Here is an 18,969-nt window from a genome sequence, read left to right as displayed (position 1 = left end):
CGGTCACCCACGCGGAATCGGCAGCGATCTCGCAGCGGGCGACGGCGGGAGTTCAGGAGAGGGCGCATGAGGGCAACAGAGGCTCGATGCACCGATAATACTTGGCCGCGGCAGCCGCCGCCAAACCCGCCCCGACCGACCATGGAACTCGACCCCGACACCCTGCTCTTCTGGCTCAAGAAGCTGGTCGCAGTGCTCGCGCTGCCACCGGTGCTGCCGCTGCTGCCGATCGTGATCGGCCTGATCACCCTGCGCCGACGGCCTCGGCTCGGCCTGGCGCTCGCGTGGGCGGGCGTGGCGCTGAACCTGCTGCTGATCTTCCCGCCGAGCGTGGGGTGGCTGGTGGCGCGCGTCGAATATCCGCAGATGCTCGATCGCGCGCGGGCGCGCGAGGCGCAGGCGATCGTGGTGCTCGGCGCCGGCAAGCGCACGCACGCGCCCGAGTTCGGCGGCGAGACGGTCAACCGGCTCGCGCTCGAGCGCCTGCGCTACGCTGCCGCGCTCGCACGCGAGACCCGGCTGCCGGTGCTGGTGAGCGGCGGCGCACCGGCCGGCGACACCCCCGAGGCCTACCTGATGGAGGCCTTGCTGCGCGACGAATACGGCGTGCCGCCGCGCTGGGTGGAATCGGCCTCGCGCGACACGCGCGAGAACGCACGTTTCTCGGCGGTTCATCTGCAGGCTGCGGGGGTGAAGCGGATCCTGCTGGTGACCCACGCGATGCACATGGAGCGCGCGCGCCCCGAGTTCGAGGCCGCCGGACTCGACGTGATCCCGGCTCCGACGGCCTGGCTGGGCGGCGGCGACAGCCCCGGCGACGCCCAGCCCCTGCCTTTCGCGCCAAGCCAGAACACCGCCTACGCGGCCTGGTTCGCGCTGCACGAGCTGCTGGGCCGGCTCGCCTACCGCTGGTCGCGCTGAGACCTGCGGGGAGGTCAGAACACGACGACCGCCCCGTCGTACCGCAGGGCACCGGCAGACCGTCTCGCCGTTCATGAAAAAACCCGCGCCCGTCTCTGAAGGCGGATGCGCGGGCGGGTGCGGTCGCGGATGCGGCAGCCTTCAGCCGCCGAAGTCGTCGAGCATGATGTTCTCGCGCTCGACACCGAGGTCGAGCAGCAGCTTGATCACCGCGGCGTTCATCATCGGGGGACCGCACATGTAGAACTCGCAGTCTTCGGGGGCCGGGTGGTCCTTGAGGTAGTTCTCGTACAGCACGTTGTGGATGAAGCCGGTGTAGCCGGTCCAGTTATCCTCGGGCAGCGGGTCGGAGAGCGCGAGGTGCCACTTGAAGTTGGGGTTCTCGGCAGCGAGCTTGTCAAACTCCTCGACGTAGAAGGCCTCGCGCATCGAGCGCGCGCCGTACCAGAAGCTGATCTTGCGCTTGCTGTGCAGACGCTTGAGCTGGTCGAAGATGTGCGAGCGCATCGGCGCCATGCCCGCGCCGCCGCCGACGAAGACCATCTCGTGGTCGGTGTCGCGCGCGAAAAACTCGCCGAAGGGACCGTACACCGTGACCTTGTCGCCCTTCTTGAGGTTGAACACCCAGGACGACATCTTGCCGGGCGGGACATCGTCGCGCCCCGGCGGGGGCGAAGCCACGCGGATGTTGAACTTCACCACACCCTTTTCGTCGGGGTAGTTCGCCATCGAGTAGGCGCGGATCGTGGTCTCGTCGACCTTGGAGACGAAGCGCCACAGGTTGAACTTGTCCCAGTCGCCGCGGTACTCGTCCTGGATGTCGAAGTCCTTGTAATTGACCACGTGGGGCGGGCACTCGAGCTGCACGTAGCCGCCGGCGCGGAAGTGCACGTCCTCCCCTTCGGGCAGGCGCAGGGTGAGCTCCTTGATGAAGGTGGCGACGTTGGGGTTGGACTCGACGGTGCACTCCCACTTCTTGACCCCGAAGACCTCTTCCGGGACCTCGATCTTCATGTCCTGCTTGACCGGGGTCTGGCAGGACAGACGCCAGCCTTCCTTGGCGTCGCGCTTGGTGAAGTGGGACTCCTCCGTGGGCAGCATCGAGCCGCCGCCTTCCATGACCACGCACTTGCACTGCGCGCAGGTGCCGCCGCCGCCGCAGGCCGAGGGCAGGAAGAGACCGTTGCCGGCGAGCGTCTGCAGCAGCTTGCCGCCGGCGGGGACGACGATCTTCTTCTCGCCGTTGATGTCGATGGTGACGTCGCCCGACGAAACCAGCTTGGAGCGGGCAGCGATGATGAACACGGCCAGTGCGAGCACGATGGCGGTGAACATCCCGATGCCGAGGATGATTTCGGTATTCATCGTTGCACGGTCTCCTTAGAGCTGCACGCCCGAGAACGACATGAAGCCGAGCGACATCAGGCCGATGGTGATGAAGGTGATGCCCAGGCCCTGCAGGCCCTCGGGCACGTCGCTGTACTTGAGCTTCTCGCGGATGCCGGCGAGCAGCGCGATCGCCAGCGCCCAGGATGCGCCCGAGCCCACGCCATACACCGCGCTTTCAGCAAGCGTGTAGTCGCGTTCGACCATGAACAGCGAGCCGGCCATGATCACGCAGTTGACCGTGATCAGCGGCAGGAAGATGCCGAGCGCGTTGTAGAGGCTGGGCATGTACTTGTCGAGCAGCATCTCGAGGATCTGCACGATCGCCGCGATCACGCCGATGTAGGACAGCAGGCCGAGGAAGGACAGGTCGACCTCCGGCAGCCCCGCCCACGCCAGCGCGCCTTCGCGCAGCAGCAGGTTGTACATCAGGTTGTTGGCCGGCACGGTGATCGCCTGCACGACGACGACCGCCACGCCCAGGCCGATCGCGGTCTCGACCTTCTTGGAGATCGCGATGAACGAGCACATGCCGAGGAAGAAGGACAGCGCCATGTTCTCGATGAACACGGAGCGCACGAACAGGCTGATGAGGTGTTCCATTTCAGTAGGCCTCCTTTTCCACGACCTGCGGCGCCATCCGGAAGGCAGGCTTCTCGACCTGCTCCTTCTTCCAGGTGCGCAGGCCCCAGATGATCAGGCCGATCAGGAAGAAGGCCGAGGGCGGCAGCAGCAGCAGCCCGTTGGGCACGTACCAGCCGCCGTCCTTGGCGAGCGCGATGATCTCGATGCCGAACAGCTTGCCGGCACCGAAGAGCTCGCGGATCACGCCGAGCGTGATCAGCATCGCGCTGTAGCCGAGACCGTTGCCGATGCCGTCCATGAAGGACAGCAGCGGCGGGTTCTGCATCGCGAAGGCTTCCGCACGGCCCATCACGATGCAGTTGGTGATGATCAGGCCGACGAACACCGAAAGCTGCTTGGACAGGCTGAAGGCGTAGGCGCGCAGGAGCTGGTCCACCACGATGACCAGCGAGGCGATGATCACCATCTGCACGATCATGCGGATCGAGCTCGGGATCTGGCTGCGGATCATCGAGATGAACATGCTCGAGCACGCCGTCACCAGGGTCAGCGCGATCGACATCACGACCGCGGTCTTGAGGTTGGAGGTGACCGCGAGCGCCGAGCAGATGCCGAGGATCTGCAGCGCGATCGGGTTGTTGTTGAGGATGGGGTTGAGGAGGACTTCCTTGACGGTGGGCTTGGACATGATCAGACCCCCTGGGTGCGGAGTTTGGCGAGATAGGGGCCGAAGCCCTGTTCGCCGAGCCAGAACTGGAGCAGCCGGTCGACGCCGTTGCTGGTCAGCGTGGCACCGGCGAGGCCGTCGACCTGGTGCTTCGCGTCGGGGCTGGCCGGATCGACCCCGCCCTTGACGATGTGGATCGCGGGCTTGCCTTGCGCGTCGAACAGCACCTTGCCGGGCCACAGCGCCTTCCACTTCGGGTTGTCGACCTCGCCGCCGAGGCCCGGTGTCTCGGCGTGCTGGTAGAAGCCGAGGCCGACCACGGTGTTGAGGTCGCCCTTCAAGGCGACGAAGCCATGCAGCGTGGACCACAGGCCGTAGCCGCGCACCGGCAGGATCAGCGATTCGAGCTTGCCGTCCTTCTCCACCATGTAGACCGTGGTGAAGCGCTCGCGGCGCTTGATCAGCGCGATGTCTTCCTCGCCGTCGAGGGCGTCGGAGAGCTTGGGATCGCGCGCAGCCTTGAGCGGGTCGAAAAGCTGGGCATCGTGGGCGTCGGTGTATTCGCCGGTCTGCAGATCGACCACGCGCGCCTTGATGCGCCCGGCGAAGAGATCCTTGACCTCGCGCGAAGACATCTCGGCATCGCCCAGGCCGGCAATCGAAAGGATGCTGCGCTGCTTGTCGAGCAGGCGGTTTTCCACCTGCACCGGCTTCAGCGACACCGCCGCGCCGGCGACGAAGACCGAGCTCACCAGACTGACCGCGAGCGCCACCATCAGCGTTCGGCTTGTGGATTCTCTATTGGACATTGCGCGCAAGCCTCCGCTTGATGTTGGCCGTGACCACGAAGTGGTCGATCAGCGGCGCACAAAGGTTGCCGAACAGGATGGCGAGCATGATGCCTTCGGGGAAGGCGGGGTTCACCACGCGCACCAGCACGGTCATGATCCCCACCACCGCACCGAAGATCCATTTGCCGGTGTTGGTCATCGAGGCCGACACCGGATCGGTGGCCATGAACATCATGCCGAAGGCGAAGCCGCCCATCACCAGGTGCCAGTGCCAGGGCACGGCGAACATCGGGTTGGTGTCGGAGCCGATCGCGTTGAACATCAGGCTGGTGGCGACCATGCCCAGCATGACGCCGGAGACGATGCGCCACGAGGCGATCTTCATCACCAGCAGCACCGCACCGCCGATCAGGATGGCGAGCGTGCTGGTCTCGCCGATCGAGCCATGCACCGTGCCGAGGAAGGCGCTCATCCAGTCGATGCCGGCGCCGGCCACCGCCTCGATCCCGCCGGCAGCGCCGAGAGACAGCATGGTGGCCCCGGTGAAGCCGTCGACCGCGGTCCACACCGCGTCGCCCGACATCTCGGCAGGATAGGCGAAGTAAAGGAAGGCGCGGCCGGCGAGCGCGGGGTTGAGGAAGTTCTTCCCGGTCCCCCCGAAAACTTCCTTGGCGATCACCACGCCGAAGCTGATGCCGAGCGCCACCTGCCAGAGCGGAGTGTCGGGCGGCAGGGTCAACGCGAACAGCACCGAGGTGACGAAGAAGCCTTCGTTGACCTCGTGCTTGCGGATCGACGCGAACAGGACCTCCCAGAATCCGCCGACGATGAAGGTCGTCAGGTAGATCGGCAGGAAATAGGCCGCGCCGTGGATGAAGTTGTCCCACAAGCTGCCCGGATCGAAGCCGGCGAACGCGCCGATGAGGCCGATGCGCCAGCCTTCCTGCGCCGCCATCAGCTCGGCGCTGCCGGCGAGGATGGTGTTGGCCTGGTAGCCGACGTTCCACATGCCGAAGAACATCGCCGGGAAGGTGCACAGCCACACCGTGATCATCATGCGCTTGAGGTCGAGACCATCGCGCACATGGGCGGTGTTGCGGGTGACCAGGGGCGGCTTGTAGAGCGCGGTGTCCACGGCCTCGTACAAGGCGTAGTACTTCTCGTACTTGCCGCCCTTCTCGAAATGATGCTCGATGCTGTCGAGCCAGGAGCGCAGACTCATGCTCAACCCTCCTTCTCGATGCGGGTCAGGTTGTCCCGCAGGATGGGACCGTACTCGTACTTGCCCGCGCACACGTAGGAACACAGCGCGAGGTCTTCCTCGTCCAGCTCGAGACAGCCGAGCTTCTGCGCCATGTCGGTGTCGCCCACGATGAGCGCGCGCAGCAATTGCGTGGGCAGGATGTCGAGCGGCATCACCTCTTCGTAGTTCCCGATCGGCACCATCGCGCGCGGCGAGCCGTTGGTCGAGGTGGTGAAGTCGAACAGCCTGCCCGGCGAGAGCTTGGAGATGTAGAGGTTCATCACCGAGTGCTTGTTCGCCCCGGCGCGCAGGTAGTGCAGCATCTCGCGCTCGGAGCCTTCTTCCAGGCAGGACACCTGCAGGTGGTAGCGCCCGAGGAAGGCGCAGGCTCCGCGCGAGGTCCGCCCGCCGAACACCGAGCCGGAGATCACGCGCACCTTCTTGCCGGTCTTCAGTTCGCCGGCGACGAGCTCGTCGAGGTTGGCGCCGAGGCGGGTGCGCACGAGGCGCGGCTTCGCGGCCATGGGGCCGGCGATCGACACCACGCGCTCGGTCCACAGGCGGCCGGTGGAGAAGAGCTTGCCGATCGCGATCGCGTCCTGGTAGTTGAGCGACCACACCGACTTCTCGGCATGCACCGGATCGAGGAAATGGATGTGCGTGCCGGCGAGGCCGGCCGGATGCGGGCCGGCGAAGGTCTCGGTGCGCACGTCGGCCAGCCCGGAACAGGGCATCCGGGTCCCATCGGCGTGGCACACGACGACCGGCGCGATGCGCGCGAGCACACGCACGCCGCGAGCGAAGTCGTCCGTGTGCTCGGCGATCACTACGGTCGGGTCGGCGGCGAGCGGATGGGTGTCGATCGCGGTGACGAAGATCGAGTGCGGATTCGCGTCGATCGCCGGCACCTTGCTGAAGGGCCGCGCGCGTAGTGCGGTCCACAGTCCGGAGTCGATCAGCTTGCTGCGCACCGTCGCGTCGTCGAGCCTGTCGAGTTCGGCGTCCGTGTAGCGCGTGAATTCGACCGCATCATCGCCGTCGAGGTCGATCACCACCGACTGCAGCACGCGCTGCTCGCCGCGATGGATGGCGCTGACGGTGCCGGCACCCGGCGCGGTGAAGACCACACCGGGCGTTTTCTTGTCGGAGAACAGGACCTGGCCGAGCTTCACCCGGTCACCGACCTGCACCGCCATGGTCGGTTTCATGCCGTGATAGTCGAAGCCGACGACGGCCACGCTGCGCACCGGCCTGCCGGCCTCGATGCGCTGCTCGGGCGCGCCGGCGATGGGCAGGTCCAGACCGCGTTTGATTCTGATCATGCGCTTCTCGCCCGTTGATTCCACTGGAGGCACGGGCGCCGTCAACGCATCCGGGAGCGCCAGGCGTCCGGACGCCGGAGGCGGTCCCGCGTCGATAAACGCGCGGATTATAAAAGATTGTTACCAGACGATCACGCCGGGGAATACCCGAAGGCAGCGAACTAGGTGAAATCCACAATACGCCGAGCGCGCCATCAACCGGCCAAGAAATTCCGTTCGCATGAGAATGCTGCAAATGGGATGCGCTCCCGAAGCACGCGAGGCGCCCTCCAAAACGACAGCTCACGCTCAGCATGGTAGAAGCTCGGCGCAAGGGAAGTCGGGGATGGACTTCCCGTGCGCCGGTCACGCTCACACGCGCTCGAACACCCCCGCCGCACCCATGCCGGTGCCGATGCACATGCTGATCATGCCGTAGCGCAGGCCGGGGTCGCGCTGCATCGCCGCCATCAGGGTGGCGGTGCGGATCGCGCCGGTGGCACCGAGCGGGTGGCCGAGGGCGATCGCCCCACCGAGCGGGTTGACCTTCGCCGGATCCATCCCGAGCTGGCGCATCACCGCCAGCGCCTGCGCGGCGAAGGCCTCGTTGAGCTCGGTCCAGCCGATGTCGGCCAGCGCCACGCCGGCACGCGCAAGCGCACGCGGGATGGCCTCGACGGGGCCGATCCCCATGACCTCGGGCGGCACGCCGGCGACCGCGAAGCTGGAAAAGCGCGCGATCGGGGTCACGTCGTAGCGCTTTAACGCGGTCTCGCTCATCAGCAGCACCGCCGCGGCGCCGTCGGACATCTGCGAGCTGTTGCCCGCGGTCACCGAGCCGCGTGCGGCGAACACCGGCTTGAGCTTGCCGAGCCTGTCGGCAGCGGCGTCCGGACGCGGGCCCTCGTCGTGCTCGACCAGGCGCTCGGTGATGCGCACCGTGCCGTCGACACCCGGGGCATAGGACTTCACCGCATAGGGCAGGATCTCGTCCGCGAACTGGCCGGCAGCGATGGCGGCGCAGGCGCGCCGGTGCGACTCGACGGCGAACGCATCCTGGTCCTCGCGGCTCACCTTCCACTGCTGCGCGACCTTCTCGGCGGTGAGGCCCATGCCGTAGGCGATGGAGAGGTTCTCGGCACGCGCGAAGATCTCGGGGTTGAGGCTGACCTTGTTGCCCATGATCTGCGGCATCGCGCTCATGCTCTCGGTGCCGGCGGCGATCATCACGTCCGCCTCGCCGAGGCGGATGCGGCTGGCGGCATCGGCCACGGCCTGCAGGCCGGAGGCGCAGAAGCGGTTGATGGTGATGCCCGGCACGCTGTCGGGCAGCCCGGCCAGCAGCAGGCCGATGCGTGCCACGTTCATGCCCTGCTCGGCCTCGGGCATCGCGCAGCCGGTGACGACGTCGCCGATCTCGGTCCTGTCTAGACTGGGCACCTTGGCGACCACCTCGCGCAGCACCCTGGCCAGCAAGTCGTCGGGGCGCACGGCGCGGAAGGCACCGTTGCGCTTGGCGACGGGGGTGCGCACCGCGGCGACGATGTAGGCGTCCTGGATCTGTTTGCTCATTGTCTGTTTCTCCCTCAGTTGCGCAGGGGCTTGCCGGTTTCCAGCATGTGCGCGATGCGCTGCTGGGTCTTCTCGGTCTTGAGCAGTTCGACGAACTGCGCGCGTTCGACCTCGAGGATCCACTGCTCGCTCACGCGGCGGTTGGTGTCGACCTCGCCACCGCACAGCGCGGTGGCTGCGGCCTTGGCGACGCGGTAATCGTGCGCCGAGATGAAACCGCCCTCGGCCATGTTCACCAGCATCATTTCGCAGGTCGCGATGCCGTTGCGTCCGGCCACGGTGACCGCCGGATTGACCAGCGCCGGCCGCCAGGCCGACTCGGCCAGCGCGCGCGCGCGGCGGATCGCGGCGTAGAGGATCTCGTTGGCGTTGAAGAGGATGTCGTCGCCGGTGCGGCCGAAGCCGAGCTGCACCGCCTCCTGCGCGCTCTTCGCCACGGTGGCCATGGCGATGGTCTGGAAGGCGTTCTGGATGTAAGGGAAGACGTCGCCCCCGGCCGCGCGCTGCGCCAGCGTATGCGCCTGCAGGGCGAACTCCTTGCTGCCGCCGCCCGCCGGGATCAGGCCCACGCCCGCCTCGACCAGGCCGACGTAGCTCTCGAGCGCGAACACCCGATGCGCCGCGTGCATCACGAACTCGCAGCCGCCGCCCAGCGCCATGCCCTGCACCGCGGCCACGACGGGAACCTGCGCGTGCTTGATCGTCATCGAGGTGCGCTGGAACTTGGCCACCATCCTTTCCAGCAGCTCGAACTGCCCGGCACGGCAGGCCTCGCCCACCTGCTGCAGGTTGGCGCCGACCGCGAAGGGCGCCGGCTGCCAGATCACCAGGCCGTCGAGATCCGTCTCGGCGCGCGCGATGGCCTCGAGGAGGCCATCCATGACCTCCTCGCCCACCGCGTGCATCTTCGAGGTGATCGACACGATGCCGATGCGCGCGTCCTGGTCGGCGCGCCGCCACAGGCGTACGCCGGCGTTCTCCCACAGTGTCTCGCCGCGATCGTCCGGCGCCTCGCCGAGCACGCGGTCGGGGTAGAGCTGGCGCTGGTACACCGGCAGCGCGGAGCGCGGCTTGAGCGAGTCCTCGGCCGCGCTGTAGGAGCCGGCCGGCGCATGCACGCCGTCGCGCTCGAACACCCAGGCCGGCAGCGGCACCGCGGACATGGCGCGGCCATGCGCGATGTCGTCGCGGATCATTTCGGCGACTGCCCTCCAGCCCGCAGCCTGCCAGGTCTCGAACGGCCCCTGCGCCCAGCCGAAGCCCCAGCGCATCGCGAGGTCGATGTCGCGCGCGCTGTCTGCGATGTCGCCCAGATGCACCGCGCAGTAGTGGAACACGTCGCGAAAGATCGACCACAGGAACTGCGCCTGCGGATGAGGGTGCGCGGCGAGCTGGGCGAACTTCTCCGCCGGGTTCTTGAGCTTGAGGATCTCGGCCACCTCGGGGAGCACCTCGCCGCCGCTCTCGCGGTAGTCCTGCAGATGCAGGTCCAGCACCTGGATCTGCCTGCCCTGCTTGCGGTAGATGCCGCATTTGGTCTTCTGGCCGAGCGCGCCCTTGGCGATCAGCGCCTGCAGCCACTCGGGCGTCCTGAAGTGCGCGCACCAGGGGTCGTCGGGCAGCGTCGCCTGCATGGTGCCGAGCACATGCACCAGGGTGTCGAGGCCAACCACGTCGGCGGTGCGGAAGGTGGCGCTCTTCGGACGGCCGATGCGCGGGCCGGTGAGCAGGTCCACCTCGTCGAAGGCCAGCCCGAGGCGGGCGGTGTGGTGCAGCACGGCGAGGATGGAGAACACGCCGACGCGGTTGGCGACGAAGTTGGGCGTGTCCTTGGCACGCACGATGCTCTTGCCCAGGTGCGTGGTCAGCCAGGCCTCGAGGCCGTCAAGCAGCGCCGCGTCGGTGGCGGCAATGGGGATCAGCTCCACCAGCGGCATGTAGCGCGGCGGGTTGAAGAAGTGGATGCCGCAGAACTGGCTGCGGCGATCGGCCGGCATGCCCGTGGCGAGCGCCTCGATCGACAGTCCGGAGGTGTTGGAGGCGAAGATCGCCCCCGCCTTCAGGTGCGGCGCGACCTTGGCGTAGAGGTCGAGCTTCCACTCCATCTTCTCGGCGATCGCCTCGATCACGAGGTCGCACTCGCCCAGGCGGGCGAGGTCGCTGCCGTAGTTGGCGGCCTCGACGTACTGCGCGCGGTCCTTGGCGGCGAAGGGCGCGGGGTCGAGCTTCTTCATGCCGGCGAGCGCCTTGTCGACGACGCCGTTGGCCGGGCCTTCTTTGGCCGGCAGATCGAACAGGATCACCGGCACGTCGGCGTTGGCGCAATGGGCGGCAATCTGCGCCCCCATGACACCGGCGCCCAGGACGGCGACTTTACGGATGATGAGACGGCTCATGCGGTTCTCCTGACAGGACACGGCCGGACCACCCGGCCCGGCCGCGCCCTACTCGGCGAGTCAGAAATTGTGGTTGTACTGAACAGAAAGGAGATCGGCGCTCACGTCGAACTTGCCTTTGATCTGCTGGATGGGCGTACTGCCGTTGTAGACGATGCGCTCGGTCGGCCCTTCCTTGAAGAAGATGTGTGCATAACCGACGTCGATCGATGCGTTCTTGTTCAGCGTGTAACGCGCACCCAGCGCCAGCCAGGTGCGATCCGTATCGGGCAGGGTCATCGTGCGATCAGCCGCCGAACGAACAGGCGCCTCGTCGAATGCGACGCCAGCCCTGAGCTTCCACTGGTTGTTCATCTGGTAGCCGACACCCAGACCGACACGCCAGGTGTCCTTAAAGTGATAGGGCAACTCGGGGTTCGTACCACCACGGACCTTGATGGATTCGATGGAGCTCCAGCCAGTCCACGTCAGGTCGGCGAGCAACTCGAGTTTCGAATCGACGGCATGGTGCATGCCAAACGAGAACTGATCGGGAGTCTTCAGCTTGGCTTTCACGTCGAAGGTGCGAACGCCGGAAATCTCCTGAGTCCCTTTCAGATCGAAACTGAGTTCCGAGCGATAAGTGACGCCGACGCGAGTCGCAGGTGTCGCTTGAATCATCAGGCCAGCATTCCAGCCGAACGCGGTGTCGTCTCCCTTGATGGTGACCGGGACGCCAATCGGAATGCCTGCGGCAAGGGGCGCCATTTGCTTGAATTCGGTTTCGTTCTTGGCGAAATTGAGACCGAACCCCAAGGCGACCATGTCATTCACGCGGTAGGCGATCGACGGATTGATGTTGATCTGTTTGATCTCGGCAAAATACCCGGAGAAGCGCCCGATGAAATCCCGGTCGAACTCGGTCTTGTTGCCGAAGGTCGGCCCAACGCCCAGACCAACGGCCAGATCGGGACTGACTGCATACGACCAGTAAGCAGCCGGCACGATCGCGAGACTGCCGCCATCGCCACCGTCGCTACCCAGAGCGAAGGGCACCAAGCGAGCCGTTCCACGATCGGAAAACTCCACGCTTCGGTCGAGGAAAGTGACGGCACCGGTAATGTTGTGCCCCTTGGGCAACAGCAGCATCCCTGCCGGATTGAAATAGACGGTCGAAGCATCTTCGGCCGCAGCGGCCGCGCCAGCAAAGGCGTTCCCCGTGCCCGCACCGTTCTGGTTCTGCAGTGCGAAACCCGCAGCCATGGCGTTGCCGCCCGCGAGTGCGAGCGTTGCGCCAAGGATGTTGATCGCAAGTTTGTTCATCTGCATGAGTCGTCTCCTCGCCTTGTCGTCGATTACGGGGTAGCCCCGCGTTGGTCAAAAACTGAGTCCCGAACCGGACCGCTCCAGTTCGGATACCGAATGTCATCGGCGGGGAATCCGGTCCGCGTCGCGGACACTGCCTGCCACGACGACACTTGCTCTTCCCCGAAGCCTCGGCCTATTCGGGCCGCCCTTTTGCCTTGCAGCAGTGCAGCGGCCCGCCGGTATGCGGTGCGAACCCGGTGCCGAAGATCACGCCGGCATCGGCGAGATCCGCATCGTCCACCACGCCGAGCTCCACGCAGCGCCGCGTGGCCGCCAGCAGCGGCGCGAGCACGCGCTCGGCGAGCCCGGCGGGGATGGGCGGTGGCGGCGCGGGCCTGCGCTTGCGCAATAGCCCACCCTTGCGTTCGTCCTCGTCGCCGGCCTTGACCGCCTTGCCATCCACCCAGCGGTAATAGCCTTCGCCGCTCTTGCGTCCGAGCTTGCCTTCACCGACCAGCTTCAGCAGCCGCGCCGGCGGCTCGGCGCCTTCGCCCGCCAGGGCCTTGCCCGCGGCCACGGCGATGTCCAGGCCCACGGTGTCGACCAGCTCGACCGGCCCCATCGGCATGCCGAAGGCAACCAGCGCGGCGTCCACGGTTTCGGGCGCGACGCCTTCCTCGACGCAGCGCAGGGCTTCGAGCATGTAGGGACCGAGCACGGCGTTGACCAGGAAGCCGGGCGCGCTCTTCACCGGCAGCGCCAGCTTGTCGATGCGGCGCACGAAGCCGGTGGCGCGGCGCAGCACCTCGGCGTCGGTGGCCTCGCCCTGCACCACCTCGACCAGCGGCAGCATCGGCACCGGGTTGAAGAAGTGGATGCCGACCAGGCGCGACGGGTCCTTCAAGGCCGTGGCGACGTCTTCCAGGCGCAGGCTGGAGGTGTTGGTGGCGAGCACCGCGTCGGGCTTCGCACGCGCCTCGAGTTCGGCAAAGAGGCCGCGCTTGACCTCGAGGTTCTCGAAGATCGCCTCGATGATCACGTCGGCGCGCGCCGCACCCTCGCCCCTGGGGTCGGGGATCAGGCGGTCGAGGGTGAAGCGGACCTGCTTCGCATCGCCCTTGTGGCGGCGCTCGAACAATTTGGCGGCGCGGGCGATGGCGGGCGCGATGCGCTCGACCGACTGGTCCTGCAGCGTCACCGTCATGCCGCGCAGCGCGCACACCGCGGCGATGTCGCCGCCCATCACGCCGGCGCCGACCACATGCACATGGCGCGGCGTGAAGTCGCTGTCCTTGCCGAAGGCCTTCAGGCGCTCCTGCAGGTGGAAGACGCGCACCAGGTTGCGCGCGGTGGGCGAGGTGAAGATGGCGTCGAGCGCGGACGGGTCGCTGGCCGGCACGTCGAGCGCGTTGCCACCGTATTTCTCCCAGATGTCGACGATCGCGAAGGGGGCCGGGTAGTTGGCGCGGCTGACCTTGCGCGCAGCCTGGGCGCGCGCCTTGTCGGCGACCATCTTGCGCAGCGGGCCGTTCATCGCCCAGCGCGTGGCACGCTCCTTCGCCGGCAGTTGTCGGAAGGGCTTGGCGCCGAGCGCCACGATGCGCGCCGCCGACTCCATGACCCGCGCGGGAACGCAGTCATCGGCGAGACCGATGCGCTTGGCCTTCTTCGAGTCGACGCTCTTGCCGGTCAGCATCAGGTCGAGGGCCGCCGCAGGGCCGATCAGCGCGGGCAGGCGCAGCATGCCGCCCCAGCCGGGGACGATGCCGAGCATGACCTCGGGCAGCGCAAGCTTGGTGCCGGGTTCGTCGACGACGATGCGATGGCGGCAGGCGAGCGCGAGCTCCAGACCGCCACCCATGCAATGGCCGCGGATCAGTGCCAGCGTCGGGTAGGACACCGCGGCGAGGCGGTTGAACAGCAGCCAGCCGCGCTCGACCAGCATGCGCGCGGCGAGCACCGAATCCAGCCGCGAGAACTCCTCGATGTCGGCGCCGGCGATGAACCCGGCCGGCTTGGCGGAAGCGATCACCAGCGCCTTGGGCGGCGCGGCATCGAGCGCGTCGAGCACGCGGGCGAATTCTCTCATTACCTCGGACGACAGCACATTGGTGCTCGCATCCGCCTTATCCAGATCCAGCCAGGCCAGCCCGGTGTCCTCACGGCGCAGGCGCCAGTGCTTCCAGTCGTGTCGCATGTTCGCGCTCATCGCACCGTCTCCACCAGCATCGCCCCGCCCTGCCCGCCGCCGATGCAGATCGACGCCAGGCCGCGCCCGCCGCCCTTGCGGCGCAATACTTCGAGCAGATGAAGCACGATGCGCGCACCGCTCGCCCCGACCGGGTGGCCGAGCGCGACCGCGCCGCCATCCACGTTCAGCCGCGCGGCATCGGGCGCACCCGGCGCATCGACGCCGAAGTGCGTGCGGCAGTAGCCGTCGTCCGCGAAGGCGCGCAGGCAGGCGATGACCTGCGCTGCGAAGGCCTCGTTGAGCTCCCAGGCGTCGAGGTCGTCGGGCGCCAGATCATGGCGCTGCAGGATGGGCATTGTGGCGTGCACCGGACCGAGCCCCATCTGGTCGGGCGCGAGACCCGCCCATTGGCTGTCGACGATGCGCCCGAGCGGCTGCAGCCCGTGGCGCTCGACCGCCTCCTGCGAGGCCAGCACCAGCCAGGCGGCGCCGTCGGTGATCTGCGAGCTGTTGCCCGGGGTGACACGGCCGTATTTCCTGTCGAAAAAGGGCTTCAGCCTGGCGAGGTTGGCCATCGAGGAGTCGCGCCGCACGCCGTCGTCGGCCGCGTACACCTGGCCGTCGCGGTCGATCAGCGGGACGATCTCGTCGGCGTAGTGCCCGGCGTCCTGCCCGGCGCACACGCGGCGGTGGCTCTCGACCGCGAAGGCGTCCATGTCTTCGCGCGTGATGCCGAACTTCCACGCCAGGTTCTCGGCGGTCTGGCCCATCAGCTGGCCGACGATCGGGTCGGTGAGGCCCTTCATGATGCCGATCACCGGGGCGAGATGGCCGAGGCGGAAGGTCTTCAGCATCGCCAGCCTGTCGCCGGTGCTGCGCGCCGCGTACCAGCCGGCGAGCCAGCGCACCATCTTCTCGGAGAACAGCAGCGGCGCGTGCGAGAGTGCATCGACGCCGCCGGCGAGCACGAGCTGGCTGCGGCCGCACTGGAGGTTGGCGATCGCGGAGTCGATCGCCTGCATGCCCGAGGCGCAGTTGCGCATCACCGTCCACCCCGGCACCTTGTTGCCGCACCCCAGGCGCAGCGCGACCACGCGGCCGATGTTGACCTCGTCCGCGGAGGGGCTGGCGCAGCCGAGGATGACCTCGTCGAGCTGGTCGGGCGCGAAGGGCTGGCGCATCAGCAGCGCGCTACCCGCCGCGGTGGCGAGATCGGACGCGGTAAAGGGGCCGGGCGCGTTCTTCGCCTTCAGGAAGGGCGTACGTGCGTAATCGACGATGTAGATCGGCTTTGGCACCGCGCTACCTTCCTTTTTCCCTGCGGGACGCGAGCGCTTCCCGTCGGAATGCCGTGCGGTCGCGTTCATGCGCTCACCTGTTGCGCCGGCGAGCGCTCGGGCATGGCCCGGACGGCAGCACCGAGGTCGAGGTCGTAGGGGAAGTCGTCTACGCGGATCACCTTGTTGCGGAGTTGATTGCGGCGCTCGACCAGCGCGAACTCGCGCTCGTCGATCACGCCCGCGTGCAGGGCCACGCGCCAGATCTCGTCCACATCGCCGGAAGCGAGGTTCCTCGGATCGAAACGCCCTTGGCGACGCGCGTCCTTGAGCTTGGCCTCCACCGGCTCGGCGGCGATGGTGGCGGCGAGCGCGGCTTCGAGCGCGCCGACCGGCTCCTCGATGTCGGTGGGCAGATGCACGTCGGAGGTCAGGCGGTCGCGCGTCGGGGAGGGCTCGAGCAGCAGCGCGGCGACCTTGTGGCCGAGCCTGTCCGAGGGCACGACGTAGGGGCGCCCGAGCGGGAACACCACGACGCGGCGCAGCACGAAGGCGAAGAGTTTGTTGGGGAAGTTCGCGATCACCCCCTCGAAGGCCTGCTGGATGCGGAACATGCAGTCCCAGATCGCCCAGTGCATCAGCGGCGCGTCGGCGCCATGGCGGCCTTCGGACTCGAAGCGCTTGAGCGTGGCGCTGGCAAGGTACATCAGCGACAGGATGTCGCCGAGGCGGGCGGAGAGCTTCTCCTTGCGCTTGAGCGCGCCGCCCATGGTGCCCATCGAGAGGTCGGCGATGAAGGCGAAGGCGGCCGAGAAGCGGGTGAGCTGCTGGTAATAGCGCCGCGTCTCGGGCGCCACGTCACCGGGCACCTTGACGAAGTGCGATCCGGTCAGGCCCATGATCAGCGCGCGCGCGGCGTTCGACACGGTAAAGCCGACGTGGCCCCACAGCGCCTTGTCGAAGGCCTTCAGGTCGCCCTTCTGCGCCGAGTGCATCTCGGCGAGCACGTAGGGATGGCAGCGGATCGCCCCCTGGCCGAACAGGATCAGGCTGCGGGTGAGGATGTTGGCGCCTTCCACGGTGATGCCGACCGGGATCTGCTGGTAGGCGCGACCGAGGAAATTCTGCGGGCCGAGGCAGATGCCCTTGCCGCCGATCACGTCCATGCCGTCGTTGACCGTCTGGCGGGCGCGCTCGGTGACGTGGTACTTGACGATCGCAGACACCACCGAGGGCTTCTCGCCGAGGTCGATCGCGCCGGCGGTCATCACGCGCGCCGCGTCACTCAGATAGGTGTTGGCGCCGATGCGGGTGAGCGCCTCTTCCACGCCCTCGAAGCGGCCGATCGCGGTCTTGAACTGGTAGCGCACACGGGCATAGGCGCCGACGGCGCGCGCCACCATCTTCTGCATGCCGGTGTTGGAGCCGGGCAGCGAGATGCTGCGCCCGGCGGCCAGGCACTCCATCAGCATGCGCCAGCCCTGGCCGGCCATCTTCGGGCCGCCGATGATGAACTCGAGCGGCACGAACACGTCCTTGCCGCGCACCGGGCCGTTCATCCACACCGCGTTGAGCGGGAAGTGGCGGCGGCCGATGTCGACGCCGGGATGGTCGTGCGGGATGAGCGCGCAGGTGATGCCGAGCACTTCGTCACCACCGAGCAGGCGCTCGGGGTCGTGAAGATGGAAGGCCAGCCCGAACACGGTGCACACCGGGGCGAGCGTGATGTAGCGCTTGTCGAAATTGACCCGCATGCCGAGCACTTCCTCGCCGTTCCACATGCCCTTGCACACCACGCCGGCGTCGGGGATGGAGGCGGCGTCCGAGCCCGCCCATGGACTGGTGAGCGCGAAGGCCGGAATCTCCTGGCCGGTAGCCAGGCGCGGAAGGTAGTGCTGCTTCTGCTCGGGCGTGCCGTAGTGCAGCAGCAACTCGGCCGGGCCGAGCGAGTTCGGCACCATGACGGTGACCGCCGGCGCCGACGAGCGCGTAGACAGCTTGGTCACCACCTGGGAGTGCGCATAGGCCGAGAAGCCCTTTCCGCCATATTCCTTGGGAATGATCATGCCGAGGAAGCCCTTGGCCTTGATGTACCGCCAGACTTCGGCGGGCATGTCGCCGTGCCGGGTGCATTCCCAGTCATGGGTCAGGCGGCAGAGCTCGTCGGTCTCGTTGTCGAGGAAGGCTTGCTCCTCGGCGCTCAGCGTCGGCCAGGGATAGGCCTGCAGCTTCTTCCAGTCCGGCTTGCCGGCGAAGAGCTCGCCTTCCCACCACACCGTACCGGCTTCCAGCGCGTCCTTCTCGGTCTGCGACATGGTGGGCAGGGTGGCGCGGAAGGCGCCGAGGATGCGCGAAGTCAGCCACTTCATACGCAGCAAATCGACCAGGAAGACGCTCAGCACGCCGGCGAAAACTGCCATCGCGAACAGCGTCAGCCAGAAACCCCAGCCGGCGGCGCCCCCCATCGCCAGCAGCCAGGCCAACCCCGCCCCGAGCCAGGCAAAAAGTGGCGCTCGCCCGTAGGCGAGCGCACCTGCCAAGGGAGGGAGGGAAAACAGCAGAATCCAGGTCATCATCTTCATCTCCTCTTGCCGGCGCGCCGGAGGGCGTACCGTTCGAAATCGTCGTCAGCCTTGCAGACCACCGTCGGGCAGGGGCGCACGCAGGCCGCCGAGCAGGAAACTCATCAGGCGCGGCAGCAGCCGGGCGGGATCCTCGTCCTGCGGCCCCACTTCCATCAATTCGCTCAATCCGCCGAGTCCGGCGATCGCAAAGGCCATCGCACCGATCATGAAGTGGAAGCGCCACAGGATCTCTGCGCGCGGCACCTCGGGCAGGGCGCGGAAGAGCGCGCCAAGGAAGCGATCCATCACCTCGGCGTACTCCTCTGCGAGGAACTGGCGCACGAAGGCGTTGGGCTCATTGTAGGTACGCGCGAGCAGGCGCATGAAGGTGCGCCCGCCGTGCTCGGTGTCGGCGGCGAGTTCCAGCGCGGTGCCGAAGAAGGCCTCGACGATGCGGCTGGGCTTGAGCGGGGCTCCCGCGGCCTCGGCCTCCAGGCGGTCGAGTTCGTCGAGGCGGCGCGCGTTGAGGGCGGCGAGACGGCGGCGGAAGACCTCCTGCACCAGCGCGTCCTTGCCGCCGAAGTGGTAATTGATCGCGGCGAGGTTGGCGTTCGCTGCGCCGGTGATCATGCGCATCGAAGTGCCGTCGAAGCCGTTCTCCACGAAAAGGCGCTCGGCTGCATCGAGGATGCGGTCGCGGGTGTCGTTGGTCGGCGCGGGCGGGGTCGAAGTCATCGAGATCAGCATGTTTCAAACGTTTGTTTGAATCATACGTTTTCTTTATCGCC

General features: G+C 67.4%; 14 protein-coding genes. 1 reads left to right on the top strand and 13 read right to left on the bottom strand.

Features of this window, described 5'->3' with window-relative positions; genetic code table 11:
• The first annotated feature begins 141 nt into the window (after positions 1-141).
• On the top strand, positions 142-921 hold the full coding sequence (locus tag ACZ5PP_RS16350; protein WP_004300946.1) for a YdcF family protein: 780 nt from the start codon (positions 142-144) through the stop codon (positions 919-921).
• Between the two features lie 141 nt (positions 922-1,062).
• Here ACZ5PP_RS16350 and nqrF read toward each other — a convergent pair whose 3' ends face one another.
• The 13 genes from nqrF to ACZ5PP_RS16285 all read right to left on the bottom strand — a co-directional run bounded on the left by nqrF (position 1,063) and on the right by ACZ5PP_RS16285 (position 18,928).
• Complete coding sequence (nqrF, locus tag ACZ5PP_RS16345; protein WP_004300944.1) at positions 1,063-2,286, bottom strand: NADH:ubiquinone reductase (Na(+)-transporting) subunit F; 1,224 nt, start codon at positions 2,284-2,286, stop codon at positions 1,063-1,065.
• A gap of 15 nt (positions 2,287-2,301) precedes the next feature.
• A complete protein-coding gene (gene nqrE, locus ACZ5PP_RS16340; protein WP_004300942.1) occupies positions 2,302-2,910 on the bottom strand; it encodes an NADH:ubiquinone reductase (Na(+)-transporting) subunit E in 609 nt (202 codons plus the stop codon).
• A gap of 1 nt (position 2,911) precedes the next feature.
• Complete coding sequence (locus tag ACZ5PP_RS16335) at positions 2,912-3,580, bottom strand: NADH:ubiquinone reductase (Na(+)-transporting) subunit D (protein WP_004300940.1); 669 nt, start codon at positions 3,578-3,580, stop codon at positions 2,912-2,914.
• Between the two features lie 2 nt (positions 3,581-3,582).
• Complete coding sequence (locus ACZ5PP_RS16330) at positions 3,583-4,368, bottom strand: Na(+)-translocating NADH-quinone reductase subunit C (RefSeq protein WP_012584651.1); 786 nt, start codon at positions 4,366-4,368, stop codon at positions 3,583-3,585.
• Positions 4,358-5,572 carry an NADH:ubiquinone reductase (Na(+)-transporting) subunit B gene (locus tag ACZ5PP_RS16325; RefSeq protein WP_464826300.1) on the bottom strand — a complete coding sequence of 405 codons (1,215 nt, stop codon included), beginning with the start codon at positions 5,570-5,572 and terminating at the stop codon, positions 4,358-4,360. The genes ACZ5PP_RS16330 and ACZ5PP_RS16325 overlap by 11 nt, the downstream gene beginning before the upstream one ends.
• 2 nt (positions 5,573-5,574) lie before the next feature.
• Entirely contained in the window at positions 5,575-6,915 is a 1,341-nt protein-coding gene (locus ACZ5PP_RS16320; protein ID WP_004300934.1) for a Na(+)-translocating NADH-quinone reductase subunit A, read from the bottom strand.
• 351 nt (positions 6,916-7,266) lie between these two features.
• Entirely contained in the window at positions 7,267-8,466 is a 1,200-nt protein-coding gene (locus ACZ5PP_RS16315) for an acetyl-CoA C-acyltransferase (RefSeq protein ID WP_012584650.1), read from the bottom strand.
• A gap of 14 nt (positions 8,467-8,480) precedes the next feature.
• A complete protein-coding gene (locus tag ACZ5PP_RS16310) occupies positions 8,481-10,862 on the bottom strand; it encodes a 3-hydroxyacyl-CoA dehydrogenase/enoyl-CoA hydratase family protein (protein WP_012584649.1) in 2,382 nt (793 codons plus the stop codon).
• Positions 10,863-10,922: 60 nt separating this feature from the next.
• The gene (locus ACZ5PP_RS16305; protein WP_012584648.1) at positions 10,923-12,170 is read right to left on the bottom strand and encodes an OmpP1/FadL family transporter; all 1,248 of its coding nucleotides are present in this window, start codon (positions 12,168-12,170) and stop codon (positions 10,923-10,925) included.
• Positions 12,171-12,342: 172 nt separating this feature from the next.
• A complete protein-coding gene (locus ACZ5PP_RS16300; RefSeq protein WP_012584647.1) occupies positions 12,343-14,358 on the bottom strand; it encodes a 3-hydroxyacyl-CoA dehydrogenase NAD-binding domain-containing protein in 2,016 nt (671 codons plus the stop codon).
• Positions 14,355-15,638: an acetyl-CoA C-acetyltransferase gene (locus ACZ5PP_RS16295; RefSeq protein WP_041589612.1), complete on the bottom strand. Its 1,284-nt coding sequence runs from the start codon at positions 15,636-15,638 to the stop codon at positions 14,355-14,357. Before ACZ5PP_RS16295 ends, ACZ5PP_RS16300 begins: the two co-directional genes overlap by 4 nt.
• 65 nt (positions 15,639-15,703) lie before the next feature.
• On the bottom strand, positions 15,704-18,190 hold the full coding sequence (locus tag ACZ5PP_RS16290; protein WP_273422269.1) for an acyl-CoA dehydrogenase: 2,487 nt from the start codon (positions 18,188-18,190) through the stop codon (positions 15,704-15,706).
• A gap of 54 nt (positions 18,191-18,244) precedes the next feature.
• Positions 18,245-18,928 carry a TetR/AcrR family transcriptional regulator gene (locus tag ACZ5PP_RS16285; RefSeq protein ID WP_012584644.1) on the bottom strand — a complete coding sequence of 228 codons (684 nt, stop codon included), beginning with the start codon at positions 18,926-18,928 and terminating at the stop codon, positions 18,245-18,247.
• Positions 18,929-18,969: the final 41 nt, after the last annotated feature.

The sequence above is a fragment of the Thauera sp. DNT-1 genome, from assembly GCF_055393985.1.
This window is presented reverse-complemented; position numbering and strand designations above follow the sequence as displayed.